Here is a 25,057-nt window from a genome sequence, read left to right on the forward strand (position 1 = left end):
CCAGTGCCAGCTACCCCCAGCCGTGATCGGCCCGGAAGGCCGATGCCACCTCGTCGACCCCCGGTGCGTCGCCCATGTCGAGGAAGCCGACGGCCAGAACGCACGCCAGCTCCTCGATGCCTGATCGCAGCACAGCCCCAGCAAACCGGACCCCAGGCCGCTCGTCCGTCGAGGCGACGTCGGCGAGCGCCCACAGCGACCCGAAGGTCTCGGCGAGGGCCTGCCGGGGATCCGTCTCGCGGAAGTAGTAGCTCTCCGGCAGCTGGCCAAGGTCGACCCGGATCACGGCGACGTGCTCCGCGAGACCGTGCACCAGCGCGGCCGCGGAGGGCGCGTCGATCAGCCGCAGCTCCTCCCGCACATCGGCTGCCTCCAGGGTTCGCATGCGTTCGGCGAGCGTGCGGCGCCGGGTGAGCGCCGGGTAGATCTGGAGGATCCAGGTGACCGCGGCCGAGAGCAGCGCGAAGCCGGTCAGCGCCTGCCCGGGGACGACGAGCCGCACCCAGGGCTCGACCGGGACGACGTCACCCAGGCCGAGTGTCGCGAGCGAGACCATCGAGACGTAGAGGGCGTCCAGGAGGTCGCCGTCGCGCGCGTCCACCTGGCTCGAGTAGGCGAACCGGTCGATCCGTGGCCAGTAGATCAGGGCCCAGCCGACGATCGCACCGGTGAACCATATGAGCACCACCGCGACCATCCCGGCGGGTCCGGTGACCCGGCTCGGGGCGTCGTCGCGCGCGACCCGTCGCGAGAGCCTCCAGCCGGTCCGGAGCACCACGGAGGCAACCGACCCCCGGCCCGCCGGATGCCACAGGGTGGCGAAGACATCCCGCAGGACGACGACGATCACGACGCTCCCCAGCAGAGCCCATATCCAGTGCATGGCAACACGCTAGGGGTGCGCGAAGCCTCCCGCGTCGTCGACCTCGTGCTCTCCGGTGGCGGCCCGGCCAGACCCTGCTTAGCGTCGGTGTGCCGCCTGGTCGTTCGGGCGGTCAGCAAGCACCGGCGCAGGAAGACCGTCGGCGCCACCTCGCAGGTCGAGGGTGGTCAGCCGCGCCCGAGCGCCCCCACCCCCGTCGGCGAGCACCAGTCCGTCGACCCCGGCGCCCGCCGGAGTCGTTGACACCCGGGGGACACCGATGTTCTTCCACAGGCAAGAGCTCCAGCACAGGGCAAGTCCTGACCGCCCAGACGCCGTCTACGCCCGCAAGCTCCAAGAGGTGCTCGGCGGCCAGTACGGCGAGATCACCGTCGCGATGCAGTACGGGTTCCAGTCCTGGAACGCCCACCTTCCCGGCAAGTACCGGGACCTGCTCTACGGGATCGGCGCCGAGGAGATGGGTCACGTGGAGATGCTCGCCACGATGATCGCCCAGCTCCTGGAGAAGGCACCGCTCGGCGTGACCGAGGACGCGGTGCAGTCTGACCCCACGGTCGCCGCGGTGGTGGGGGGTACCGACCTGCAGCACGCGATCCTGGCCGGGGCCGGCGCCCGACCCGTCGACAGCATGGGCAACCCGTGGTCGGCGGCCTACATCACGGCCAGCGGCAACCTCCTGGCCGACTTCACCGCCAACGCCAACGCCGAGATGCAGGGTCGGCGGGCCGTCGCGCGGCTCTACCACATGACCGATGACGCAGGTGTCCGGGACCTTCTCTCGTTCCTGCTCGCGCGGGACACGATGCACCAGAACCAGTGGATCGCGGCAGCTCGCGAGCTGCAGGAGGAGGGCCTCGAGGGCTTGCCGGTCCCGAGCAGCTTCCCGCTGGGCAAGGAGGAGCGATCGGTGTCCTACGAGTACATCAACTTCTCCGACGGCGCCCACGCGGGTGAGGGCAGCTGGGCCAGCGGCCCCGCTCCTGACGGCAACGGAGAGTTCAGCTACCGGGCCGAACCCGAACCGGGGGTGCCCATGCCGCCCCCGACGCGGCCCGACGGCAGGTTCTACGGCACGACCGACCTCCCGAACGTCGTGGAGAGGGTCGCCGGGGCCGTCCAGGACAAGCTCACCAAGGAATGACGACAGAAGGAGGTACGACCATGACGTACGACACCGGGACGGCTCAGCCGTCCGACGACGACCAGCGGTCGACAGCACAGGCAGCCCGGGACGAGACCGCCGACGTCGCCCGCGGTGCCGTCGACGGCGGCCAGCACCTCGCGAGCGAGGCCAAGGCACAGGCCAAGGACGTCGCCCGTGAGGCGCGGGGCCAGGCCAACGACGTGCTCGCGCAAGGTCGGGCGCAGCTCGTGGAGCAGGCGGACCAGCAGCAGAAGCGCGTCGCGTCAGGGCTGCACGGGTTCAGCGCCGAGCTGGGGGCGATGGCCGAGGGCTCGCAGGAGGGCGGTGTCGCCACCGACCTCACCCGGCAGCTCGCCGATCGCACCGACGCCGTCGCGTCGTGGCTCGAGGAGCGGGAGCCCGGAGCGCTGCTCGAGGAGGTCACCTCCTTCGCCCGGCGGCGACCCGGCACGTTCCTGGCGATCGCTGCGGGGGCCGGGCTGCTCGCGGGTCGGCTGACCCGCGGGGTCAAGGACGCGTCGGGCTCCGGTGCGCAGCCGTCGGTCGACGAGTCCCGGGTCACCGCGGCCCATCGTGCTCCGGGAGCGCCGTCGACCCCCGTGACGACGTCCACCGCGGGCGGACCGGCACCGGTTACCCGCACCCCGGTGCTCCCCAGCAGCCAGGCCTCCGGTGGGCAGGGCGCCGGGACCAGTGCCGGTGACCCGATGGCCGGTGTCGAGGTGGGTGAGCGACGATGACGAGCAGCACGGACCCGTCGGTCGCCGCGGCGGCACCACGAGGCGATGCCGCCGCACCGCACCCGACCCACGCGCCACCCGCTGGGACCGGGACGAGCACCGGTCACGAGGCGTCGCTGGGCGATCTCCTGAGCGAGATCACCCAGGACGTCTCGACCCTGATGCGCCAGGAGGTGGCCCTCGCCAAGGCCGAGGTCGCGCAGTCGGCCAAGGAGGCCGGGAGAGGCGCCGGGATGTTCGCAGCGGCCGGGGTCGCCGGGCACCTGGTCCTGGTGTTCCTCTCGGTCGCGCTGTGGGCGGGGCTGGGGAACCTCGTCGGGCACGGGTGGTCCGGTCTGGTCGTCGCAGGCCTGTGGGCGATCGTGGCCGCCGTGCTCGCCCTACGCGGGCGGGCCGAGATGCGCAAGGTGCAGGGTGCCCCGCGGACCGCGGAGACCACGAAGAAGATCCCGAACGCGCTCAAAGGACATGAGGAGAGGAACACATGAGCACCAACGACCCGGACCAGATCCGCGCCGACATCGCCAGGACCCGCGCCGAGCTGAGCGCTGACGTCGATGCGCTGGGCGACAAGGTCAGCCCAGGGCAGATCGCCCAACGGCAGAAGGACCGCGTGCGGTCGACCGCGACAGCGGTCAAGGAGCGAGTGATGGGGACCGCGCACGGCGCGGGCGACTCGGTCTCCTCCCGCGCATCGAGCGCCGGCGAGGCCGTGGGGGACATCCCCGGCACATTGCGCCGGCAGGCCGAGGGGAACCCGCTGGCCGCGGGCCTGATCGCCTTCGGCGTCGGCTGGCTCGCGTCCAGCCTGATCCCGTCGAGCCAGAAGGAGCAGGAGGCGTCAGTTCACCTCAGGGAGAAGGCCTCCGGTCTGGCCGACGAGGTGAAGCAGGTCGCCTCGGACGTCGCCCAGGACCTCCAGGAACCCCTGCAGGGCGCGGCGCACGCTGTGCAGGAGCGCGCGCAGACCGCTGCGGCCGAGCTGAAGGAAGAGGGCGCAGCGACGGCCCACGGCGTCCAGCACGACGCTCAGGCGGCCACGGAGAACATCCAGGGGTCCCGCGCCGGGTCGTGACACGGCCCGGCGAGGCGCGATGGTCGGGCGGCCGTCCGAGGTCGCCCGACCATCTGCGTCCGCCCGACTGCCGGCTCAGTCCCCCGTGGTTCGCTCGCGGAAGGCTGGTGCGGGCCGGGCGGGGCTCCCCGAGACTGCCTCGACCACCGCCGAGGCGACGTGGCGCAGCTTGACGCTGCGTCGTCGCGACGTCTCCCGCAGCATCGAGAAGGCGGCATCTGCCGAGCAGCAGTGGCGAGCCATGATGACGCCGATCGCCTGGTCGATCGTGGTGCGTGAGTCCAGGGCTGAACGGAGGTCGGCGTTGAGCGTCTCGGTCTCGACGGTGCGCATGAGAAACCCCCAGGACCTGGCCACCTCGATCGCGAGCTGCTCGGACCGGTGCGCAGAGGCCGTGTCCGGGACGCACGGCCGGTCGACGTAGACGGTGAGCACGAGGTCGGTGCTCGCGTCCACGACGGACGGCACGATCACCGCGCCCGCGAAGCCCTCGAGCCCTATGGTCCGGAGCCAACCCGGCCATCGCCCAGGAGGGCGTGTGTCGCGCACGATCCGTGGGTTGCCGTCCGCGAGACAGTCCGACGCAGGGCCTACGCCTTGGTCCAGCTCGACGGCCAGGCACCGGACGGCACGCTCGTCGGTGGCGGCGACGACGTGCCTCGAGCGATGCCGGGCGACCAGACTCACCGCACCGCGCGTACCGACCCGGCGCAGCGTGCACCGCGCGGCACGGTCGACGAAGTCCTGCGGGTCCTGCGCCTGGAGCAGCACGGACTGCATCGCTGTGATGGTCCCGGCACGCCAGGTGGGGTCGCTCATGGCCCGTGCTCCTTGGGCTTCGCGCCGAGGTCCTCGGCGGCATCCGTCGTGCTCTACCAAGAACTGTGCGACTGGTTGTTCGATGTCGCCACACAGGAGCGGCCCCTGGGTGGCCCTCGCGGGGGCCGGCCGGCCGTTGTAGGTTCGAAAGAAGACCACGGGCGCGAAGGAGGGCCGGTGCGATGGGCGAGGGACCGACCGAGGACGAGCTCGCACAGGTGCTGGATCGCGGCAGCGGTGCCCTGCCCTCCGACGGGACGGTGGAGGCGGCCCTGCACCTGGTGACCACGGTCGCCGAGCACACCATCGAGGGTGCAGACGGCGTCAGCATCACCGCACGTGGACCGGACCACCGTCTCGTGACGATCGACGCTTCCGACGCGTCCGCCGTTCGGGCCGACGACCTCCAGCACCGGATGGGCGAAGGCCCGTGCCTCGCTGCGTCGACCGACCGTGCGCTGGTCCGCTCGGACGACCTGCTCCACGAGTCTCGGTGGCCCCGCTGGGCCCGGGCCGTCCAGGGGATCGGGTGCAGGTCCTGCCTGTGCGCACCGCTGGTCGCCGGGGACCGCTGCGTCGGTGCTCTCACGGTCTACTCCCGGCGGGCAGCGGCCCTGACTGAGCGGGACGAGCAGATGATGGGCATCTTCGCCGCGCAGGCGGCGTTCCTGGTGAGCAACCTCGACGCGCACCGCCGATCCGGCCGGCTCGGTGACGAGCTGCGCACGGCGCTGCACCGGCGTGACGTCGTCAACCAGGCAAAGGGTTTCGTGATGGGACGTGACGGCACGACCGAGAGCGCAGCGCTCGCCCACCTGGTCGGTCTTGCCCGCAGCGAGCACCGGACCGTCATCGAGGTCGCCTCTTGCCTCGTCGGGTCGGCAGCCCGGCCCCGGTGATCGGCGGGGACTCCCCGCCGTCACCGATCGAGGATGGGACACTTGGGCAAGAACCGCCCCGGCGCGCTCTGGAGGGAGAGGAATGGCAGACCGCGCGGAGCTGCTGGCCCGGCTCGCGAGCGCCGTTGCCGAGGCTCCTGAGTCGCAGAGCCTGACATGGCGCCTGTGCGACGCCACGCGCCGCCTGCTCGGTGCTGACGGAGCGTCCATCTCGCTCGACTCGCAGTCCTCGCGGCCGATGACGGTGTGCGCGACCGACGAGGTCGCCACGGTGCTCGAAGAGCTCCACGAGGTGCTCGGAGAGGGGCCCGCGACCGTGGCCTACACGACCCGTGAGCCGGTGGTCGCCGAGCTACGGGCGCCGGCACCGGCGTGGTCGGTCTTCGCCGAGGCCGCGACCCGGCAGACGCCTGCCGCCGTGCTGATCGCCTTGCCGATGCTCTCGGGTGACGTCGTCCTCGGGGTCCTCTCGCTCTACCGTGCGAGTCCTGGACCGCTCTCGGAACCTCTCGACAACGCCGGCTTCCTCGCCGGCGCCGTGGGCGCGGCACTGCTCTACGACTCGAGCCCGCCGGCTCCGGGCGACGGCACCGGCTGGTCCGACCAGGCCGAGGTCCACCAGGCCACGGGCATGGTCGTGGCACAGCTGGGGATCGCCGTCCCGGACGCACTGGCCATCCTGCGGGCGCACGCCTTCGCCCTGGACGTCACGCTCTCGCAGGTGGCACGCGCCGTGGTGGCACGTGATCTGGACTTCACCGAACCCCCACCATGACCGTCCACCCGTGCCCACTCTCGACCCCGCCCGGCAGGAGGTACCCATGAAGACCCCGAAGACTGCTGTCGCCGCACTGGCGGACGTCACCGCGGCCATCGTCGACGAGTACGACGTGGTGAGCTGCCTGACCCGGCTGGTGACCTCGTGCGGTGAGGTGCTCGGCGCCAGCGCCACCGGGATCCTTGTCCTGGCCGACGCCTCCACCCAGGCCGGTGGTGGTGGGCGGCTCGAGCTCCTCGCCGCGTCCTCGCACGCGGCGAGCGAGCTCGAGCTCTACCAGGAGCAGGTGGGAGAGGGACCGTGCGTGGACGTGATCTCCATCGGTGCGGCCCTCGGCGTCGCCGGGGAGCAGCCGCTGCGCGAGCGGTGGCCGGTCCTCGGTGAGGTCTTCGTCACGAAGGGACTGCTCGGCGTGCACGCCGAGCCGTTGCGCTGGCACGGGTCGACCTTCGGCGGCCTGAACCTCTTCTTCGGCTCGTCAGCTGCGCTCTCCGCGGAGGAGCAGGTCGTGGCCAGAGCGTTCGCCGATGTGGCGAGCCTGACGATCATGCACGCGGGTGTGCTCAGCGCGACGGCCATCACGCGTGAGGTGCAGGAGGCGCTCAACGGGCGCATCGTCATCGAGCAGGCGAAGGGGGTGCTCGCCGTCCAGGAGTCCGTGGAGCCGGGACGGGCCTTCGACCTCCTGGTGACCCGTTCCGCGTCCACAGGCATCTCGTTGGCCGGGCTCGCCGAGCGGGTGCTCGCCAACGCGCAACGCGGTGCGCACTGGACGACGCACCGCTGACAGGTCGGCACCAGCGGCGAGATCACCGCGCGCGGCGGCCCGGGCGACGAGCTTCCTGGGCACGCGCAGACCGGTGCGGTGCGGTCCCCGGCCGTCGATACGGCATCCTGGCTCGGTGGGCGACGACTTCGAGGGGGTGCTCGAACGGGCTCGCGCGGGCTCGCCCGAGGCCTTCACCGTCCTCTACACCGAGCTCTCGCGGCCCGTGACGGCCTTCCTCCGGTCGCGGGGCGTCCGGGAGGTCGACGACGTCGCGAGCGAGGTCTTCCTCGCTGTCTTCACCGGGATCGGCCGGTTCGTGGGCGATGAGGCGCAGTTCCGGGCGTGGGTCTTCACCATCGCGCACCGACGGGTGGTCGACGGATGGCGCAGGGGCGCACGCAGCCCCGCGACGCAGCCCTTCGAGCCCGCAGCCGACCCCCGCACCGCCCCGAGCGCCGAGTCGCAGGCGTTGGACCTCCTGGGTGGCCGTGACGCCGTCGCACTGCTGGACCGGCTGACCGACGACCAGCGGGAGGTGCTCCTGCTGAGGATCATCGGCGACCTCACCGTCGACCAGGTCAGCGAGGTGCTCGGCAAGCGGCCGGGTGCGGTCAAGGCGGCTCAGCGGCGAGGTCTGGCCACCCTGCGACGCCTCGTCGTCTCCGAGGGAGTACCCCTGTGAGGCGCCGCGACGATGACCACTCTGTGAGGGTGACGGTGGACGAGCGCGTGCTGCAGGGTGAGGACGTGCCCGGTGAGGCTGACCTCGTGCATGTCGTGACCGCGGTCCGGCGGATGGTCCAGGCGACCGAGCCGAGGCCCCACGAGGCGCTGAGCGCGGTCCTGCGTGAGGGCCTGCCTGGTGCACACCTCCCGACAGGACTCGGCGCGTCGGACGGCGGACGGTCTGCGGCTCCGCTGCACCGGCGGGTCGCGGGCTACATCGCCGGCGTGGGTGTGGCCACCAAGCTTGCCCTGGGCGCGGGGGTCGCGGTCGCATCGGTCGCAGGAGCAGCGACGGTCGACGCCGTGCCCGACGTGATCCAGCGGCCCGCGGCTGCCGTCGTCTCGGCCGTGGGCGACCTGGTCAGGACGGTGTCGAGCGGTCCGGTACCGGGCTCGCTGGTGCCGGACCGGTCCGACGACCCCGTACCCGGCACGGGCTCGGCGCCGTACCCGACCACGCCCGGGCTCGCACCCCGGTCTGAGGCCGTTTCGGGAGGAGGAGTCGACCCGTCGGGGGCCGCGCGGAAGACCGACGCCGGCGCCCTCGACCGTCGAGCACCGGGGTCTGGCGAGCCGGCACCCGAGCGTGTGCACCAGGGGCCTGAGGACCAGCTCGGCGGCGGGCTCCTCGACCCCGTGGATCAGGCGCGGCGCGCCTCCGCGCCCGGACAGCAGGCCGTCGAGCCGCGGGCCGGTGCTGCGCAGGCGGGAACGGACGCGCCTGGAGAGCTCAGCACGTCTCGAGCCCCGAGCACGACGAGGACCCCCTCCGCACCTCCCGTGCCGCCGACACGACCGACGGAGGAACGCCACAGCGTCCCGGCCCCGGTCCCAGACCTCCCCGAGCAGGCCCGATCCACAGGACCGGTTGTCCCCAGGTCCTCCGCGTCGGGTCGGGACGACCGTGCCGACCCGACGCCGGGCCCGTCAGCACCGTTCGCTGCGCCGGCCGTGCCCACAGGGGAGCGGCCTCGATCGACGCCTGGCGCTCGCGTGGACCCCGAGGACACCAGGCATCCCAAGGGGTGAGACGATCCCGCGAACCCGTATCCCCGCGGGACGTGGTCACGATTGCGCTCCTGAGACGGCCGCTCGGGTCCCCCCACCCGGATGAGCGGCGGTCCGTGCGGACCGACGCCGCCCCGGAGGACCCCCCCTCCACCGGGGCGGCGTCGCCCGTCCGCTCCCTCGCGCAGGGCGGCACCGTGCAGGCTCGTCCCGCGGGCACGACTACGCTCGCACCATGCGAGGCTCCCGGGGTGTGCGTCGCCTCGCGCAACAGGTGCTCGGGGGTGCGCCGCGCGTGCACGTCGGGATGCGTGCCACCGATGCCGGCCTGGACGAGTCCGTGGTCCGGGGAGCCATCGAGCTCGCCCTGCGCATCGGTGAGGCCATGCTCTCGCTGGGGGCACCCGCCGCCGACGTGACCGGTGCCATCAACCGGGTCATCCGCGCCTTCGGACTCCCGCGCTGCCAGGTCGAGGTCAACTTCACCACGATCACCCTGTCCTACGACCGGGGTGGTGCTGCCTATCCGATAACCCTGATGCGCATCGCACCGAGCCGGATCGCCGACTACGGCCGCCTGGGGAGCGTGATGGAGCTCGCCCAGGAGATCGGCGAGCAGCGCACCTCGCTCGACGAGGCCCCCGCACGGCTCGAACGGGATCACGGGCGGCTCGACGAGATCGTGCAGGCGCCGCACTCCTACCGCCGCTGGGTCGTGACCCTCGTGCTCTCTGTGCTGGCGGGCGCCGTCGCCGTCCTGCTCGGTGGGGGGGCGGGCGTCGCGCTGGTGGCAGGGGCGACGACCGCGGTGATCGACCGGGTCGTCTTGGCGCTCGAACGATGGGGCCTTCCTGCCTTCTTCCTGCAGATGGTCGGCGCCGGGATCGCCAGCTCGGTGGCCGTCGGGCTGCACCTGGTCATCCCGGTCCTCCCGGTCGAGCTCGAGGCACTCCCGCCCTCGCTCGTGGTCGCCTCGGGGATCGTCGTGCTGCTCGCGGGTCTCTCCCTGGTGGGTTCGGCCGAGGACGCGATCAGCGGCTTCCCCCAGACGGCTGGTGCCAGGGCGTTCGAGGTGGTGGTCCTGACCCTCGGGATCGTGGTCGGCATCGGTGCGGTGCTCGACATCGCCCGACGCGCGGGCGTGGACCTCCCGGTGATCAACGTCGAGGGGAGGTCCGTTCCCGTCGTCGTGGTGGTGACCGCAGGTGCGGTGATCGCGGGTGCGTGGGCGGTCGCCTCCTACGCGCGTCCGAGGGCGGCAGCCGCCGCGGCAGTGGCCGGAGCGGTCGCCTCGATCGTCTTCAGCGTCGCCCGCGACCTGGGCGCGGGACCGGCGGTGGCGAGCGCGGCCGCAGCGCTGCTCATCGGCTTCCTGGCGGAGTACGCCGGTCCACGACTGCGGGTGCCGCCACTGGTCATCTCGGTGTGCGGCATCGTGCCCCTGCTGCCCGGGCTGGCGATCTACCGCGGTCTGTACGACCTCGTGAACGAGCCGACAGGAGGGCTCGGTCCCGGTGCAGCCGGCCTCCTGGGCGCGGCCATGGTGGGTCTGGGTCTGGCCGGGGGAGTCACCCTGGGTGAGTACCTCGCTGCGCCTCTGCGCCGACGACACCATCGGCAACGCTCGCTCAAGGCGCTGCGACGGCGTTCCCCGTGGGTGCCCCGACCTCGAGGTCAACGCCTGCAGGACGAGGTGCGCGGGCAGGGAGGGCAGGCCACCAGCCGTGCTGGCGGGCACCAGACCGACCCCGAGCCACCTGGCGGCTGACGACGCCGGGTACGGCCGGTGCCGACACACCTCCTCGCGAACACCACGGCGGGACCTGGTCAGTCAGCGGTCGAGCAGCGTCGCCGTGACGATCACGCTCGAACCGGCGCGACGAAGGTCCAGGGCGTCGAGGTCCGTGCCGATCCGGCCGCGAAGGCCAGCGAGCACGTGCACGGACAGGGGCTGCGCCAGCTCGAGGGTGAGGGAGACCTCGGTGATGCCATGGGACCGGGCCTGTGACATCGCCTCGCACACCAGCCACGACGCCGTGGTGGCGACCCCTCCGACAGGTGGCGGGCCCAGACGGAGCACCGCGTGCGTGCGGTCGAGGTACCTGACCGAGACGGTCATTCCACGGGCCCTCACCAGGGTGCAGGTCGCCCTCACACCAGCCTCGGGGGTGATCCTGCTGGGCCTTCCGGAGGTCGTCAGCGAGTCCGTCAGCCCGAGCTCGAGGAGGAGGTCGCGGATCGGCCCGTGCTGGGTGGCGAGGGTGACGTCCAGGCCCTGGTCCCGCCCGTTCTTGGCGCACTGGATGACGAACGCGAGGCCGGCCGAGTCGATGGACGTCGTGCCCGACAGGTCCAGCACCATCGGCAGGTCCCGTTGCAGCATCTGTGACATCGCCGAACTCGCCTCGGCACGAAGCGCCGTCCCGATCTCCCCGCACAGGTGGGTGATGGTTGCGGCGTTCGTCTGGGTGACCGTGATCGTCCCGAGGTCGTCAGGGCGCTCCATCACAGAACGGGAAGCATTCATTCGGGGGACCCCTTGGCACAGTGCACCGCTCGCGGGCGGAGTCCTCACCCTGCTCCGCACCCTACACGCTCGGCCGTGACGCCCGACCGCTCACTGGTCCCCAGGAAGGAGACGGGTCTGCACGATCTGCCGTGCCAGATCGTGCAGCTTGATGTTCCGATGCTGGCTGAGGCGGGCCAGCACCGCGAAGGACCGCTTCGGGGTCAGCCCGTAGCGCTCCATCACGATGCCCATCGCCTGGCCGATGGTGTCCCGGCGCACCAGCGCGTCACGGAGCTGCTCCTCCTTCGCGGCGCCGACGATCGCCACGGCAGCATGGGTGGCGAAGAGCAGCGCGACGTCCTCGGAGTCCTGGGAGAAGGCATGCGGGGACTCGCTGAGCAGGTTGAGTGCGCCGAGGTCGTCACCGTTGACGAACAGTCGCACGCACAGCATGCTTCCCGCGCCCAGACGGCTGGCCGTGGCGCTGAAACGAGGCCACCGCTGCTCCGTCGCCATCTGGGGAACCTGCACGGTTCGCCGGTGGTAGAGCACGTCCAGGCAGGGCCCCTCCCCGGCGTCGTACTGGGCGTTGTCGGTCCGGCGGGGGAGCTCGCTGGTCGATGCCCTCGTGATCACCTCTCGGCGGTCCTTGACCATCGAGATGCTGGCGTGCTGCGCGCCGGGCACAGTGCCGATCGCCGCGCCCACGATCGCGTCGAGGGTGCCCTGGAGGTCCTCCTCCTGCTCAAGGCTCAGCGCGACCCGGCTCAGCTCAGCCGCGAGGTCGCCGGGTGTGAGGACCGTACCCGCGTCCCGGCTCGATGCGAGGTGGTTCCGCTCGTCGTCCGCCATGCTGCCGACCTATCCGCTGCGCCTCGGCCCCCGGGGGCTGAGGGCTCGGACGGCGCCCTTCCATGATGCCTCACCGGGGGCCCAGGCGGCACCCGCGCACGCCCTCGGTGACCTCGAGCACACCGCTGGCCCGTGCCCTCGTGCGGAGGGACCGGGCCAGCGGCGTCGTCGGTCGTGGTCAGCTGCAGCCGCTGGTGCTGCCGCATCCCTCGCAGACGTAGCACGAGCCAGCGGGGCGCATCTTGATCCCGCACGACATGCAGAGCGGGGCGTCAGCGGTCCTGCCCTGCTTGAGCTCCATGAGCTCGGCCGAGGAGTGGACCGAGGCGGGCACGACCGCCACGGCTACCGCTTCGGTGCTCGTGGTTGCCGAGGTCTCGGCGGCGCCGTGCCCGGGGCTCTCGGCAGCGGACTGGTTCAGCGAGTCGAGGTCCTGGCTCTCGTTGGACTCGTAGGAGCCCGTCTCGAGCTGCCGTGTCCGCTCCTGGGTCGTGTAGATGCCGAGCGAGGCCCGGGTCTCGAAGGGCAGGTAGTCCAGCGCGAGCCGCCGGAAGATGTAGTCCATGATCGACTGGGCCATCCGGATGTCCGGGTCGTCAGTCATACCGGCCGGCTCGAACCGCAGGTTGGTGAACTTCTCCACGTAGGTGGACAACGGCACCCCGTACTGCAGACCGATCGAGACAGCGATGGAGAAGGCGTCCATGACCCCGGCGAGGGTCGAACCCTGCTTGCCGAGCCGCAGGAAGACCTCGCCGAGACCGTCGTCGGGGTAGGAGCCCGCCGTGAGGTAGCCGTTGGCACCGGCCACGGTGAACGAGGTGGTCACCGACGGTCGCTGCTTGGGCAGTCGCTTGCGGACCGGACCGGCCACCACGGGTGCCGTCTCGACGTGGACGGGCGCGGCGGGCGCCGCGGGGGTGGCCGACAGCGCCGGCACGGCCGAGTCCGCCCCGGCAGCCTTCCCGTCGGAGAGCGGCTGGCCCACCTTGCAGTTGTCGCGGTAGATGGCCAATGCCTTGATGCCCATCTTCCAGGACTCGAAGTAGATCTCCTCGATCTCCTCGATGGTCGCCGACTGGGGCATGTTGACCGTCTTGGAGATCGCACCCGAGATGAAGGGCTGCACGGCTGCCATCATCCGGACGTGACCCATCGGGGAGATGGCGCGCTCGCCCATCGCGCAGTCGAAGACCTCGTAGTGGATCGGCTGCAGCCCGGGTGCGTCGACGACGTGACCGTGCTCCGCGATGTACTCGACGATGGCCTCGATCGTCTCGACCGCGTAGCCCATGCGACGCAGCGCGCGGGGAATGGTCTGGTTGACGATCTGCATCGACCCGCCGCCGACAAGCTTCTTGAACTTGACCAGCGAGAAGTCCGGCTCGACCCCGGTGGTGTCGCAGTCCATCATGAACCCGATGGTTCCGGTGGGCGCCAGCACCGAGGCCTGGGCGTTGCGCCACCCGTTGACCTCGCCGGTGCGGTTGCCGTCGGCCCAGACCCGTGTCGCCGCCGCGTGGATCTCGGCGTCCATCTCGTGCAGGGTGCGGATCTCGTCGTTGGCCGCGGCGTGCTTGTGCATGACCCGCTGGTGACCGGCCTCGTTGCGCGCGTAGCCGTCGTAGGGGCCCACGACCCCGGCGAGCTCGGCGGAGCGCTTGTAGGCGGTGCCGGTCATCAACGAGGTGATCGAGGCGGCCAGCGCGCGGCCACCCTCGGAGTCGTACCCGTGGCCCGTGGCCATGAGCAGGGCGCCGAGGTTGGCGTAGCCGATGCCGAGCTGGCGGAAGGTCCGGGTGGTCTCACCGATCGCCTCGGTGGGGAAGTCCGCGAAGCAGATCGAGATGTCCATCGCGGTGATGACGAGCTCGACGGCCTTCTCGAACAGCTCGACGTCGAACGTGTCGTCCTCGCGCAGGAACTTCAGGAGGTTGAGCGAGGCCAGGTTGCACGAGGAGTTGTCCAGGTGCATGTACTCGCTGCACGGGTTCGACGCGGTGATGCGACCGCTCTCCGGGCTGGTGTGCCAGTCGTTGATCGTCGAGTCGTACTGCAGGCCGGGGTCGGCGCACTCCCAGGCGGCGGTGGCGATCTTGCGGAACAGGCTCGGGGCGTCGACCGTGTCGATCACCCGACCGTCTGCACGGGCCCGCAGGCCGAACGAGGTCTTGTCCTGCACCGCCTGCATGAACTCGTCGCTCACGCGCACCGAGTTGTTGGCGTTCTGGTACTGGACCGAGACGATGTCGCGGCCGCCCAGGTCCATGTCGAACCCTGCGTCGCGCAGCGCGCGGATCTTGTCCTCCTCGCGCGCCTTGGTCTCGACGAACTCCTCGATGTCCGGGTGGTCCACGTCCAGCACGACCATCTTGGCCGCGCGCCGGGTGGCGCCGCCGGACTTGATGGTGCCCGCGCTGGCGTCCGCGCCACGCATGAAGGAGATCGGGCCGCTCGCCGTCCCACCCGAGGAGAGCAGCTCCTTGGAGGACCGGATGCGCGAGAGGTTCAGCCCAGCACCCGAGCCCCCCTTGAAGATCATCCCTTCCTCGCGGTACCAGTTCAGGATCGAGTCCATCGTGTCGTCGACCGCGAGGATGAAGCACGCGCTGACCTGCTGGGGCGACGGCGTGCCCACGTTGAACCAGACCGGGGAGTTGAAGGAGAACACCTGGTGCAGCAGCATCCAGGTGAGCTCGTGCTCGAAGATCGTCGCGTCCTCCGCACCCGCGAAGTAGCCGTGCTCGCGGCCGGCCTTGGTGTAGGTCAGCACGACGCGGTCGATGAGCTGCTTGAGGCTCCACTCGCGGACCGGTGTGCCGACAGCCCCGCGGAAGTACTTGGTGGTGACGATCGTGGCGGCGTTGAGCGACCACGTGGAGGGGAACTCGACACCCTTCTGCTCGAAGATCGTCTCGCCGGACTTCCAGTTGGTCTGGACGACGTCGCGTCGCTCCCACGTCACCTGGTCGTACGGGTGCACGCCCGGTGTGGTGAACACGCGCTCGATCGTCAGGCCGCGCTTGCGCCCCTTGGGACTGCGCGCTCCCGACCGTGCCGGGGACTGCGACGTCTCTGTCATGACTACTCCTTCGCGCCGTGCTCACCACCGTCGAGGTGGTGCTGAGGTGCTGTGCTGGTGGGGTGCGGATGTGCGTGCGGGAACGGTGCCTCGGGGACCAGCGGCTGCTCCCAGGAGGAGCCTACGGACACCCACTGACACACCCGCGCGACCATTCGAGCGAAGGTGCCGGTGGAAGGGTGGCGTGCTGCTGACCACTAGCAGTAGCCATCCTACAAGGCCGAACCACTAGATGTAGTAGCCGGCGGCGCAGGTGCAGGTCACGCCGGAGAAGTCGGTGCGTGCACTCGGCGTGTCGCGTCAGATCCGTCCGGATCGTCCGGTTCACGTGAGGGGGGGAGGGGGCCGAAGGAGGCCCGTGCAGCCGTCCGCCGCAACGCCGCGAGCAGTGGCCGACCGAGCACCGCCAGGCCCAGGCACGTGGTCACCGCACGCCCGAGGTCCCATCCCAGCGAGGTGGCGGCGCTGTACAGGACGAACCTGCGCAGGTTGTCCACCACCGGGTCGCCGGCCACGAAGGACAGGCTCGTGCCGCTGCCGATCTGGAACGGCCAGAAGGACAGGTTCATCGACCAGCCGAAGGCGAAGGCGCCCACGGCACCGTAGGCGGCGAGCAGCAGGATCTCGCGACGGCCACGGACCCGACGGGGCAGCAGGCCCGCACCGAGCCCCAGCCAGGAGGCGGCGAGCATCTGGAACGGCATCCACGGCCCGACCCCGCCGGTGATCAGTGCCGAGGCGAAGATCGTCGTCGAGCCCAGGGCGAAGCCGAACCCCGGCCCGAAGACGCGACCACCGAGGATGATCACGACGAAGACCGTCTCAATCCCCGCGGTGCCTGCCGACAGCGGGCGGAGCACGGCTCCGACCGCCGAGAGCAGGCCGAGCACCGCGATCGCCTTGACGTCGATCCCACCGTCCCCCAGCGCGACCATGACCACGGCGATCACCGCGACGAGGACGGCCGCCAGGACGAGCGGGGCGTCCGTCCCGTGCTCGAGACCGCTGCCTGGGCTGAGCACGAGCGGCCATCCGAACGCCAGCAGCCCGGCGAGGCTGGCCAGCACGAGCGCCAGCACGGTCCGTCGACCCAACGGCAGCGCTCCGTGCTGCCGCCTCATGCCGGGGCCCCGAGGGTGTGTCGCACCTCGGTGAGGGTGAGCAGACCGAGCGGGTGCAGGATCTTGGCCACCTGCGGTGCGAAGGTCGGCGAGGCCACCAGGATCTCGCGGGCGGCGCCGTCAGCCACCACCTCACCGTCCGCGAGCACCACGACGCGGTCCGCGCACTCGGCGACGAACTCCACGTCATGGCTCGAGAGCAGAGTGGCACCGCCCGCCCCGGCGTGCTCGGCGAGCGCGGCAGCAAGTCGCTGCTTGGTCGCGTAGTCGAGACCGCGGGTCGGCTCGTCGAGCAGCAGCACGCGCGGGTCCGCCGACAGCTGGATGGCCAGGACCAGTGCCAGCCGCTGGCCCTCGGACAGGTCACGCGGGTGGGCGTCGGGAGTGATCCCCGGGGCCAGGTGCGTCAGCAGGTCCGCCGTGGTGCCGGTCCGCGCACCCGACTGCCGGTCGGAGGCCTCGAGCTCGTGAGCCACGGTGTCCAGGTACAGCAGGTCGGTCGGGTTCTGCGGTACGAGGGCGATCAGGCGACGGGTGTTCGCGGGGCTCAGCTGCGCAGGTTCCTGGCCACGGGCTGTCGGTCGCGCCCCAGGGGCGTGCACGAGCACCGATCCACGACTCCGCGGTCCCGCACCCTGCAGCGCCCACAGGAGCGATGACTTGCCCGCGCCGTTGCGTCCCATGACGGCCGTGACCTCACCGGCCCGCAGTCTCAGGTCGACCCCCCGCACGGCGTGGACCTGCCCGTGGCGGACGTGGACATCCCGGGCGACGAGCACCGGCGCGCCCGCCTCACGGGCGCTCACCGAGCCCGTGAGCCCTCCCCGTGGGCCGGGCTGGAGGAGCGCCCGCAGCGGTGCGGCCTGCCGACGCGCGTCGCGCACGGACAACGGCAGGGGCTCCCACCCTGCGAGCCGACCGAGCTCGACGATCGGCGGGGCGACCACCGATGCCCGCAGCACGCTCTCGGGGGCTCCCTGGGTCGCCGTGCCGCCAGGGCTGAGGCTGATGATCCTGTCGGTGTACTGCACGACCCGCTCGAGGCGGTGCTCGGAGAGCAGCACCGTCATGCCGAGGTCGTGCACGAGTCGGGTCAGCGCCGCCAGGACGTCCTCGGCCGCGGCCGGGTCGAGCGCCGAGGTGGGCTCGTCGAGCACCAGCACCCGGGGGTGACTGGTCATGACCGCGCCGATCGCCACGCGTTGCTGCTCGCCGCCGGAGAGGTCGGCCAGCGGTCGACCCCGCAGCGACGCCAGGCGCAGCAGGTCCATGACCTCCTCGACGCGTTTGCGCATCACCGCGGGGGGCAGGCCGAGCTGTTCCATGCCGTAGGCGAGCTCTTCCTCGACCGTGTCGGTCACGAAGCCCGAGGAAGGGTCCTGCGCGACGACGCCCACGACGTCGGCCAGGTCACGGGGCTGGTGCGTGCGCGTGTCACGCCCGTCGACCAGGACCCGTCCCTCGAGGTGACCTCCGGTGAAGTGCGGCACGAGCCCGCACGAGGCACGCAGCAGGGTGGACTTGCCGGCACCGGTCGGCCCCACGACCAGGCACATCTCACCCTCTGGCACCACGACCGAGACGTCCCGCAGGGTCGGGTCGATCGCACCGGGGTAGGTCACGCTGACGTGCTCGAACCGGATCACCGTGGGCTCCTTCGCAGGCCGATCACGGCGGGCGCCGCCGCGAGCAGGACGCTGACCAGGGCGACCGGCGGGAGCGAGGGCCAGGACAGAGGGCTCAGCGACGGGTCGAGGGCTGCGGGGTCGGTCGCGGTCGCCACCACCAGCAGCAGCGCCGCGCTCACCCCGCAGGCCGCGACGAGGTTCTCGGGGCCTCCCCACGGGTCGGGCCGGTAGCGCGTCCGGGTGACCTGCCGCCCGGCGAGCACCGAGCCGAGCACGGCAGCGACCCCGCCGACGAGCAGGACGGGCACACCCATCCAGGGTGGCGACGTCCCGTCCAGGAGTCCGTAGGTGCCCAGCGCCGCCGCGAGCAGGGCAAGCAGCAGCAGGCCGCCGACCTGACGTCCCGAGCTCCCGGGGACGGCGCGCGCGTAGCCGCGCGAGTCCATCGACGCCGCGAGGTCGAGCGAACGGTCCAAGGCGTCCTGCAGCACCGGTACGGCGCAGGCGACGAGGGCCCCCACCCCCCGAGCGTCCTGCCCACGCAGCCTCTGGGCGCGTCGGACGTCCGCCACCGAGGACACGAGCTGGGGGGTCACGCTCACGGCGATCACGACGGCGGTACCGATCTGGTGCAGCGAGGCGGGCAGCGAGCGCAGCGCCCGTCGGGGATTGGCCAGGGCGTTGGCGGCCCCGAAGCAGATGACGAGCGCGGCCAGGCGCAGGCCGCCGTACACCGCGACGAGAAGACCCGTCAGGGTGACCGGTCCGAGCAGCTCGACACCGACCGCCCAGCCGGGCAGGGCGACCCGCGGCAGGTCGATCAGGACGGTGCCCGGGGTCTTGATCCCGACCACGACGTAGAAGACCACCCGGACCACGACGATGCACGCCCCGAGCACCAGGTAGGCGGGGAACGCCCGAGCCCATGGCGTGTCGGCCCGGCGAGCCATCACCACCAGGACCACGGACGCCACGAGCAGACCCAGCACCGCGGGGTTCGTCGTGCGGGTCGCGGCCACGCCAAGTCCCAGGGCCCAGACCCACCACGCCAGGGGGTGCACCGTCGTCGGCCGGTTCGGCTCAGCGCCCGGCAGGTGGCAGCTCGGACCCGTCGGTGGCGGGGTCTGCCTGCGTGCCTCGTCGACGCGCCACCCAGGCACCGGCGGCCACGAGCACGAGGAGCAGCGCCCCACCAGCCACCAGCAGCCCCGAGGGTCCACTGCCCTCCTCCGCAGAAGCGGGAGCGGCGTCGTCCTGCGGCATCTCGTCCTGTGCGTCGGTGCCCTCACCGGCAGCCTCGCCGTCGCCCGGCTCGGGCTCCGAGGTGGTCTCCGTCCCAGGGGTCGCCTCCGCCTCGGGAGCCCCGCCCTCGAGGGCGGACGCGGGGGTGGTCGTGGGGCCCTGCGAACCGTCGTGGTAGCGCCACCCCTCGACCTCGCCGGCAGCCGGGGTGCTCGTGTCGGACCCGACCTCGTAGGACTCCCACTCACCGTCAGGCGTCGCGTGCCAGTAGGACCAGTACGAGCCCTCCCAGGTCGTCGGGCAGGGGTCCGGGCTCGAGTCGATCGCACAGATCATCCCCGCAGCGTCCCGGGTGTCGAGGAACCCCGCGGCGAGGAGCGCCTCGGTCCCGGTGGCTGCGTCGGGGGCGCAGCCGATCTCGACCTCACCGTCCAGGTCGGTGAAGTCCACGACGACGGTCACCCCGGCGCCGTCGGGGCAGGGCCCGGAGTCGGAGGTCGCGGCGGTCGGGCTCGCTGCGGCCGAAGCGGCCGTGGGGAGGGCCAGCAGCGTGCCCATGGCGAGCAGCACGGCTCGTCCCGGACGGCGGGCACGGGTGGTGAGGAAGGACATCAGGTACCTCTCTGAGCGGTCCGCGACGGACCCCCGGTAGGGCCGGCGTCCCCGCCGGTGGGCGGAGGACGGCTCGTGCACGAACCGGGGCTCCGTCCCGTAGGCCTCGACGGAAGGAGCCTCTCGACCCGTAGCAGGCGTTCCGGCTCGTCGGGCTTTCGCCCGACCTACGGTTGCGGGTCAGCGCCGGACTTCGACCGGCTTCCCCTGGCTGCAGGACGTGGAAGAGGTGAGCCCGGTGACCGGGCCTCACGCTCACGGTAGCGCGTGACCTAGGGTTCCTGCGGAACCCCCGACCACGAGGAGCGAACAGGTGAGCAGGATCTACACGAAGGCCGGGGACGACGGCAGCACCGGCCTCTTCCTGGGTGGCCGGGTCTCCAAGGCGGACGTGCTGGTCGACGCCTGCGGCGACATCGACGAGGCGGTGGCCCAGCTGGGCGTCGCACGTGCGGGCTGCCCCGACCCGCGGCTCGCCTCGATCATCTTCGCCCTGCAGCGTGAGCTCTTCGTGGCAGCGGCAGACCTCGCGACCAACCCGGAGCACCGCGGTCGGCTGACTCCTGGTGTGTCCTTGGTCACCTCGGAGATGGTGGACGCGCTCGAAGGTCTGATCGACGACCTGGTCACCGAACGGCCGCTGCGCCCGGTCTTCATCGTCCCGGGGGCGACGCCGACCTCGGCCGCCATCGACCACGCACGCACGGTCGTACGGCGCGCCGAGCGTCACGTGGTGCGGGCGTTGGGTGAGGGGCACACGGTGAGCCCTGTGGTTCTCGCCTACCTGAACCGGCTGTCGGACCTCGCCTTCGTCCTGGCCCGCCACGCAGCCGGCGACCAGGAGGAGGAGCCGAGCCACGACTGAAGTCCGGGCCGTCCGCGCCGATATAGTCACCGGACGAACGGACGGTGTCGTCCGGGTCGCGACGACGGCTTGGTGTGCCGGTGGGGAGCAGGGCTGTGGCGTTCGAGCTCGACCCGTGCCGGGTGTACGCCGGATCCGGCGAGCTCCTGGCGGAGGGCTTCGTCCGGGAGCACGACGGTGACTCCCTCGTCGTCGAGGCCGACGGGTTCACCGGGGTCTGGCTCGACGAGGGCGACGCCGCGGTCGTGCAGGTGATGAGCGCGGTCAAGGGGGAGTGCACCTACGACGCGTCCGTGCGGTTCAGCGCGGCCCGTCGGATCGGGCTGGCGGGTCTGCGACTTCGCGAGGCCGTGCAGAAGCGCGCAGCCGTACGGGTCCCGACGGCGCTGCCCCACCGGGTCACGCACCGCGTCGAGGGCCGCGAGAGGATCGAGCTCGACGAGCCGCTCGAGGTGCTCGTCCTGGACGTCAGCGCGCACGGCATGCGGCTCGGCTGTGCGCACGAGATCGACGCGGGCACCAGGCTCGCCCTGGAGTTCACGGCGGCGCGGCGACCGCTGGACCTCACGGTGACGGTGCTGCGCAGCGTCCCCATCCGGTCGGGCTTCGCCCACGGCTGCCGGCTCGAAGGGATCGACGAGCGCGAGATGGACGAGCTCTTCACCTTCGTGCTCAACGAGCAGCGACGGCAGAGGGCGCTGCGGATGGACGTGGTCTGACCGGTCCGCCCGGTTGTCGCGGACGCCTCGGGAGAGTGGTTGATCTCTCACGTATCCTGGCGTGAACCGTCGATCGCACCACAGCACCCCGAGGAGTCCGGTGACCAGCCAGACCAGACGACCGAACCCCAAGGACGAGCGACGCGAGAAGGTCGCGCAGCTCAAGGCCGAGCAGCAACGGGCCGAGAAGCGCCGCAACCGGATCGTCATCGGCGTCGCAGCACTGGTGGGCCTTGCCCTGGTGGTTCCTGCCGCGTTCATCATCGTGGGTGAGCAGCGACGGCAGAGCGAGATCGCTGCGGCGGCGTCCGAGCCGATCGACGGCGTGCAGCTGTTCGACGACCTGGGCGCGAACCACGTCACCACGCCGGTCGACTACCAGCCGACGCCACCCGTCGGCGGTGACCACCACCCGACCTGGCAGAACTGCGGCTTCTACACCGAGCCCGTGGTGGACGAGCACGCCGTCCACTCGCTCGAGCACGGTGCCGTGTGGCTGACCTATGCACCCGACCTCCCCGAGGCCGACGTCGCGACGCTCCGGGCGCTCACCCAGCGGCACCCCTACCTGCTCGTCAGCCCCTACGACGGCGTGACCGGCCCGCTCGTGGCCAGCGCCTGGGGGGTCCAGCTCGAGCTCGACGGTGTCGACGACGAACGGCTCGAGCCGTTCCTGCGGGCGTACCTGCAGGGGCCCCAGACCCCTGAGCCGGGCGCTGCCTGCACCGGCGGTGTCGGCGGGGCCTGACCGTGCAGCACGAGCTCCCGCTCACCCCACGCGAGACGGCCAGAGCTGACCAGGACGGCGCCCCGAGCAGCTCCGCGGACCGGGCTCGCTCGACGGTGGTGACGGCGGTGGTCGCGGTCGTCGCGCTCGCCGCGGGTCTCGCTCTCGGTCTGCTGGGCGCGGGCGCACTCCTGCGAGCCCCCGTCCCGGGTGACAGCTCGGTCGACGCCGGGTTCGCGCGCGACATGCAGGCGCACCACGCCCAGGCCGTGGAGATGTCGGTGCTCGTGCGTGACCGGACCGACGACGAGGAGGTCCGCGTCCTGGCGCTGGACATCCTGCTGACCCAGCAGCAGCAGCAGGGGCAGATGTTCGGCTGGCTCGCCACCTGGGGACTGCCGCAGGCCTCGACCGATCCGGTGATGGCGTGGATGGCCGACCATCACGACGGACCGCTGGACGAGGGCCTGGGGCTGGCGGCGATGCCGGGGTACGCGAGTGCCGAGCAGCTCGAACGGCTCACCTCCGCGCAGGGGCAGGAGGCGGAGCGCCTGTACCTCGCCTTGATGATCCCGCACCACCAGGGCGGCGTCGACATGGCCGACGTCGCGGCCGAGCAGGCCGAGCAACCGGCGGTGCGCGCGCTCGCCGCTGCGATGGTCGCGGCTCAGCGGTCCGAGATCGCCGTGCTCCGCCAGATGCTCGACGAGCGGGGCGGGGCCCCCGACGACCTGTGACGGCGACCCTGCCCGCGCGGGGGCCCCGATCCCGGGTCCCCCGCGGGGGTCAGACGGTGTGGCGCGGTGCCCGGCGGGGTGCCGTGTGGCGGTTCGCCTCGGGGCGCTTGCTCTCGGGCCGACCACCGTCGTGCGAGCGGTGCGCGCCGGAGTGCACCGTGCTGCGCGTCGTCGTGCGCCCGCCGCGAGGACCGTCGTCGAGGCGGATGCGCAAGGGCTGACCGGCCACACGGGCCGCGCCGATCCGGCTGAAGGCCTCGGGGCTCATCTCGGCCGAGATGTCCACCAGGCTGAAGTTCGCGAAGATGTCGATCTTCCCGAGGTCCTTGCCGGTCAGACCACCCTCACCGGTGATCGCCCCCACGATCGCCTCGGGTCGTGCGCCGTGGGTGTGGCCCACGGCCAACCGGTAGCGGGTGCCGGTCGTCGGGCGGCGGGTGGTGCTGCGGGCGCGGTCCTCGCTGGTGAAGGAGACCCGACCCTCGTCGCTGCGCGCAGACCCCCGGGCGGCCTGGCTCGGTGCGGACTCGATCTCGTCGACCTGGGAGGCAGGCCCGAGGTCGCCGACCGAGAGTGCGGCCAGGACGGCGGCGAGATCGATCGGGTCCATCCCGGTCTGCTCGAGGTGGGCCACGATCGCCTCGCGGTACATCGAGAGGCGACCGGCCTCGAGCCTCTCTCCGGCGCGTCCGAGCAGCCCGGTGACCTTGTGCGCGGAGACCGCGGCGGGGGAGGGGACGCTGATCTCCTCGATCTTCTGTCGGATGGTGCGCTCGATCGCCCGGAGCCGACCCTGCTCGTTGGGAGTGACGAACGTCATCGCCACCCCGGTGCGCCCTGCACGGCCGGTGCGTCCGATGCGGTGCACGTAGCCCTCGGGCTCGGTGGGCACGTCGTAGTTCACGACCAGGCCGACCCGCTCGACGTCGAGCCCGCGGGCCGCGACGTCGGTCGCGACGAGCACGTCGAGGGCACCGCCACGCAGACGCTCGACGATCTTCTCGCGGTCCTTCTGGGCCACGTCACCCGAGATGGTCGCAGCGGACACGCCGCGCTCGACGAGGGCGAGCCCGACCTCCTCCGCGGCACCACGGGTGCGGCAGAACACGATCGCAGCCTCGGCGTCGGAGGTCGCCAGCACGCGGGTGAGGGCACCGATCTTGTGGCGGAAGGGCACGACCGCGTAGGTCTGGCGGACGTTCGTCACGGTCGACGACTGGCGCGAGACCGCGATCTGCACCGGGTTGTTGAGGTGCTGCTGGGCGACCCGGACGATGGGTGCCGGCATGGTCGCCGAGAAGAGCGCGACCTGTCGCTTCGTCGGTGCCATCGAGAAGACCTTGTCGACGTCCTCGGCGAAGCCCATCCGCAGCATCTCGTCGGCCTCGTCCAGGACCAGGAACCGCACCGCGTCGAGCCGCATGGTGCGGCGGTCGAGGTGGTCGATCACTCGGCCGGGGGTGCCCACGACGATCTGGGCACCCCTGGCGAGCGCCCGCTGCTGCGGGAGGAACGGCGAACCTCCGTACACCGCGACGATGCCCAGCCCGGGGACGTGCTTGGCGAAGGTCTCGAGCGCCTCGGCGACCTGCATCGCGAGCTCACGGGTCGGGGTGAGGACGAGTGCCTGCACGTGACCCTGGGTCGGGTCGACAGCGGCGAGCAACGGCAGGCCGAAGGCGGCGGTCTTGCCGGTGCCGGTCTGCGCGACACCCGTGATGTCGCGTCCGGCGAGCAGGGCGGGGATGGCCTCGGACTGGATCGGCGTGGGCCGGGTGAAGCCCAGGTCGAGCACGGCGCGCAGGATCGGCTCGGGCAGGCCGAGGTCGACCAGGTCGAGCTCGGGGGCGGTCACGGCACCGGAGGAGGGCATGGTCGAGCGGGCAGAGTCGTCAGCAGGCATGAGTGTGTCCAGTTCGATCGTCGGAGCGGGAGCGTGGGAGGCGCACCGGGTGGTGGCCTGTCAGTCGCAGTCCCGAACATCGAGATCGGCCGGTGCATGGCACCGGCTGGCACAAGGCAGCAAGGGGGAGGCGCGACGTACTCCAGAGTCGAGTGAGAGCCTAGCGCCTCGCGACGCCGGCGGCCAGGACCGGACCCGTGAGCCCAGTCACAGCAGCAC

The 25,057-nt window shown here is 71.8% G+C and carries 23 protein-coding genes and 1 riboswitch; of the genes, 13 read left to right on the plus strand and 10 right to left on the minus strand.

Annotated elements, in window-relative coordinates:
- Positions 1 to 10: 10 nt before the first annotated feature.
- A complete protein-coding gene (locus M1R94_RS15345) occupies positions 11 to 883 on the minus strand; it encodes a potassium channel family protein (protein ID WP_249382591.1) in 873 nt (290 codons plus the stop codon).
- A gap of 259 nt (positions 884 to 1,142) precedes the next feature.
- Between M1R94_RS15345 and M1R94_RS15350 the strand changes: the two genes are divergently transcribed.
- The 4 genes from M1R94_RS15350 to M1R94_RS15365 are packed head-to-tail and all read left to right on the plus strand — an operon-like array spanning position 1,143 to position 3,842.
- The gene (locus M1R94_RS15350; RefSeq protein WP_249382592.1) at positions 1,143 to 2,024 is read left to right on the plus strand and encodes a manganese catalase; all 882 of its coding nucleotides are present in this window, start codon (positions 1,143 to 1,145) and stop codon (positions 2,022 to 2,024) included.
- Positions 2,025 to 2,044: 20 nt separating this feature from the next.
- A complete protein-coding gene (locus M1R94_RS15355; RefSeq protein ID WP_249382593.1) occupies positions 2,045 to 2,767 on the plus strand; it encodes a hypothetical protein in 723 nt (240 codons plus the stop codon).
- Positions 2,764 to 3,255: a phage holin family protein gene (locus tag M1R94_RS15360; protein WP_249382594.1), complete on the plus strand. Its 492-nt coding sequence runs from the start codon at positions 2,764 to 2,766 to the stop codon at positions 3,253 to 3,255. The genes M1R94_RS15355 and M1R94_RS15360 overlap by 4 nt, the downstream gene beginning before the upstream one ends.
- Positions 3,252 to 3,842, plus strand: a complete 591-nt coding sequence (locus M1R94_RS15365) for a DUF3618 domain-containing protein (protein ID WP_249382595.1) — start codon at positions 3,252 to 3,254, stop codon at positions 3,840 to 3,842. Before M1R94_RS15360 ends, M1R94_RS15365 begins: the two co-directional genes overlap by 4 nt.
- 75 nt (positions 3,843 to 3,917) lie before the next feature.
- Here M1R94_RS15365 and M1R94_RS15370 read toward each other — a convergent pair whose 3' ends face one another.
- Positions 3,918 to 4,661 (minus strand): ANTAR domain-containing protein, encoded by a 744-nt coding sequence (locus M1R94_RS15370; protein ID WP_249382596.1) that lies wholly within the window; start codon positions 4,659 to 4,661, stop codon positions 3,918 to 3,920.
- Positions 4,662 to 4,843: 182 nt separating this feature from the next.
- Here M1R94_RS15370 and M1R94_RS15375 point away from each other — a divergent pair, with 182 nt between their 5' ends.
- The 5 genes from M1R94_RS15375 (at position 4,844) to M1R94_RS15395 (ending at position 10,609) form a co-directional block, all read left to right on the plus strand.
- Positions 4,844 to 5,560 carry a GAF and ANTAR domain-containing protein gene (locus M1R94_RS15375; RefSeq protein WP_249382597.1) on the plus strand — a complete coding sequence of 239 codons (717 nt, stop codon included), beginning with the start codon at positions 4,844 to 4,846 and terminating at the stop codon, positions 5,558 to 5,560.
- 82 nt (positions 5,561 to 5,642) lie between these two features.
- Positions 5,643 to 6,335, plus strand: a complete 693-nt coding sequence (locus tag M1R94_RS15380; protein WP_249382598.1) for a GAF and ANTAR domain-containing protein — start codon at positions 5,643 to 5,645, stop codon at positions 6,333 to 6,335.
- Between the two features lie 46 nt (positions 6,336 to 6,381).
- Complete coding sequence (locus M1R94_RS15385) at positions 6,382 to 7,125, plus strand: ANTAR domain-containing protein (protein ID WP_249382599.1); 744 nt, start codon at positions 6,382 to 6,384, stop codon at positions 7,123 to 7,125.
- A gap of 115 nt (positions 7,126 to 7,240) precedes the next feature.
- On the plus strand, positions 7,241 to 7,789 hold the full coding sequence (locus tag M1R94_RS15390; protein ID WP_249382600.1) for an RNA polymerase sigma factor: 549 nt from the start codon (positions 7,241 to 7,243) through the stop codon (positions 7,787 to 7,789).
- Positions 7,790 to 9,076: 1,287 nt separating this feature from the next.
- A complete protein-coding gene (locus M1R94_RS15395) occupies positions 9,077 to 10,609 on the plus strand; it encodes a threonine/serine exporter family protein (protein ID WP_249382601.1) in 1,533 nt (510 codons plus the stop codon).
- Between the two features lie 63 nt (positions 10,610 to 10,672).
- Here M1R94_RS15395 and M1R94_RS15400 read toward each other — a convergent pair whose 3' ends face one another.
- The 7 genes from M1R94_RS15400 to M1R94_RS15430 form a co-directional block, all read right to left on the minus strand.
- Positions 10,673 to 11,347 (minus strand): STAS domain-containing protein, encoded by a 675-nt coding sequence (locus M1R94_RS15400; RefSeq protein WP_249382602.1) that lies wholly within the window; start codon positions 11,345 to 11,347, stop codon positions 10,673 to 10,675.
- 111 nt (positions 11,348 to 11,458) lie between these two features.
- Positions 11,459 to 12,202, minus strand: coding sequence for a GAF and ANTAR domain-containing protein (locus M1R94_RS15405; protein WP_249382603.1), 744 nt, complete (start codon positions 12,200 to 12,202; stop codon positions 11,459 to 11,461).
- A 178-nt stretch (positions 12,203 to 12,380) separates the two neighbouring features.
- Entirely contained in the window at positions 12,381 to 15,284 is a 2,904-nt protein-coding gene (locus tag M1R94_RS15410) for a vitamin B12-dependent ribonucleotide reductase (RefSeq protein ID WP_249382604.1), read from the minus strand.
- Positions 15,285 to 15,544: 260 nt separating this feature from the next.
- Positions 15,545 to 16,405 carry an ECF transporter S component gene (locus M1R94_RS15415; RefSeq protein ID WP_249382605.1) on the minus strand — a complete coding sequence of 287 codons (861 nt, stop codon included), beginning with the start codon at positions 16,403 to 16,405 and terminating at the stop codon, positions 15,545 to 15,547.
- The gene (locus tag M1R94_RS15420) at positions 16,402 to 18,051 is read right to left on the minus strand and encodes an ABC transporter ATP-binding protein (protein ID WP_249382606.1); all 1,650 of its coding nucleotides are present in this window, start codon (positions 18,049 to 18,051) and stop codon (positions 16,402 to 16,404) included. Before M1R94_RS15420 ends, M1R94_RS15415 begins: the two co-directional genes overlap by 4 nt.
- Positions 18,048 to 19,226 (minus strand): energy-coupling factor transporter transmembrane component T, encoded by a 1,179-nt coding sequence (locus M1R94_RS15425; protein WP_465245965.1) that lies wholly within the window; start codon positions 19,224 to 19,226, stop codon positions 18,048 to 18,050. The genes M1R94_RS15420 and M1R94_RS15425 overlap by 4 nt, the downstream gene beginning before the upstream one ends.
- On the minus strand, positions 19,114 to 19,887 hold the full coding sequence (locus tag M1R94_RS15430; RefSeq protein ID WP_249382608.1) for a hypothetical protein: 774 nt from the start codon (positions 19,885 to 19,887) through the stop codon (positions 19,114 to 19,116). The genes M1R94_RS15425 and M1R94_RS15430 overlap by 113 nt, the downstream gene beginning before the upstream one ends.
- 115 nt (positions 19,888 to 20,002) lie before the next feature.
- A riboswitch (cobalamin riboswitch) is annotated at positions 20,003 to 20,118 on the minus strand.
- Between the two features lie 82 nt (positions 20,119 to 20,200).
- Here M1R94_RS15430 and M1R94_RS15435 point away from each other — a divergent pair.
- From M1R94_RS15435 to M1R94_RS15450, 4 genes are all read left to right on the plus strand, one after another.
- Positions 20,201 to 20,752, plus strand: coding sequence for a cob(I)yrinic acid a,c-diamide adenosyltransferase (locus M1R94_RS15435; protein WP_249382609.1), 552 nt, complete (start codon positions 20,201 to 20,203; stop codon positions 20,750 to 20,752).
- A 95-nt stretch (positions 20,753 to 20,847) separates the two neighbouring features.
- The gene (locus tag M1R94_RS15440) at positions 20,848 to 21,471 is read left to right on the plus strand and encodes a PilZ domain-containing protein (protein WP_249382610.1); all 624 of its coding nucleotides are present in this window, start codon (positions 20,848 to 20,850) and stop codon (positions 21,469 to 21,471) included.
- 100 nt (positions 21,472 to 21,571) lie between these two features.
- Positions 21,572 to 22,219 (plus strand): DUF3105 domain-containing protein, encoded by a 648-nt coding sequence (locus M1R94_RS20825; RefSeq protein ID WP_249382611.1) that lies wholly within the window; start codon positions 21,572 to 21,574, stop codon positions 22,217 to 22,219.
- A 2-nt stretch (positions 22,220 to 22,221) separates the two neighbouring features.
- Positions 22,222 to 22,935 (plus strand): DUF305 domain-containing protein, encoded by a 714-nt coding sequence (locus tag M1R94_RS15450; RefSeq protein ID WP_249382612.1) that lies wholly within the window; start codon positions 22,222 to 22,224, stop codon positions 22,933 to 22,935.
- 49 nt (positions 22,936 to 22,984) lie between these two features.
- Here the strand turns inward: M1R94_RS15450 and M1R94_RS15455 are convergent, their stop codons facing one another.
- Positions 22,985 to 24,838 carry a DEAD/DEAH box helicase gene (locus M1R94_RS15455; RefSeq protein WP_374109476.1) on the minus strand — a complete coding sequence of 618 codons (1,854 nt, stop codon included), beginning with the start codon at positions 24,836 to 24,838 and terminating at the stop codon, positions 22,985 to 22,987.
- Positions 24,839 to 25,057: the final 219 nt, after the last annotated feature.

Origin of the sequence: Actinotalea alkalitolerans (genome assembly GCF_023369855.1) — a bacterium.
Lineage (GTDB): Bacteria > Actinomycetota > Actinomycetes > Actinomycetales > Cellulomonadaceae > Actinotalea.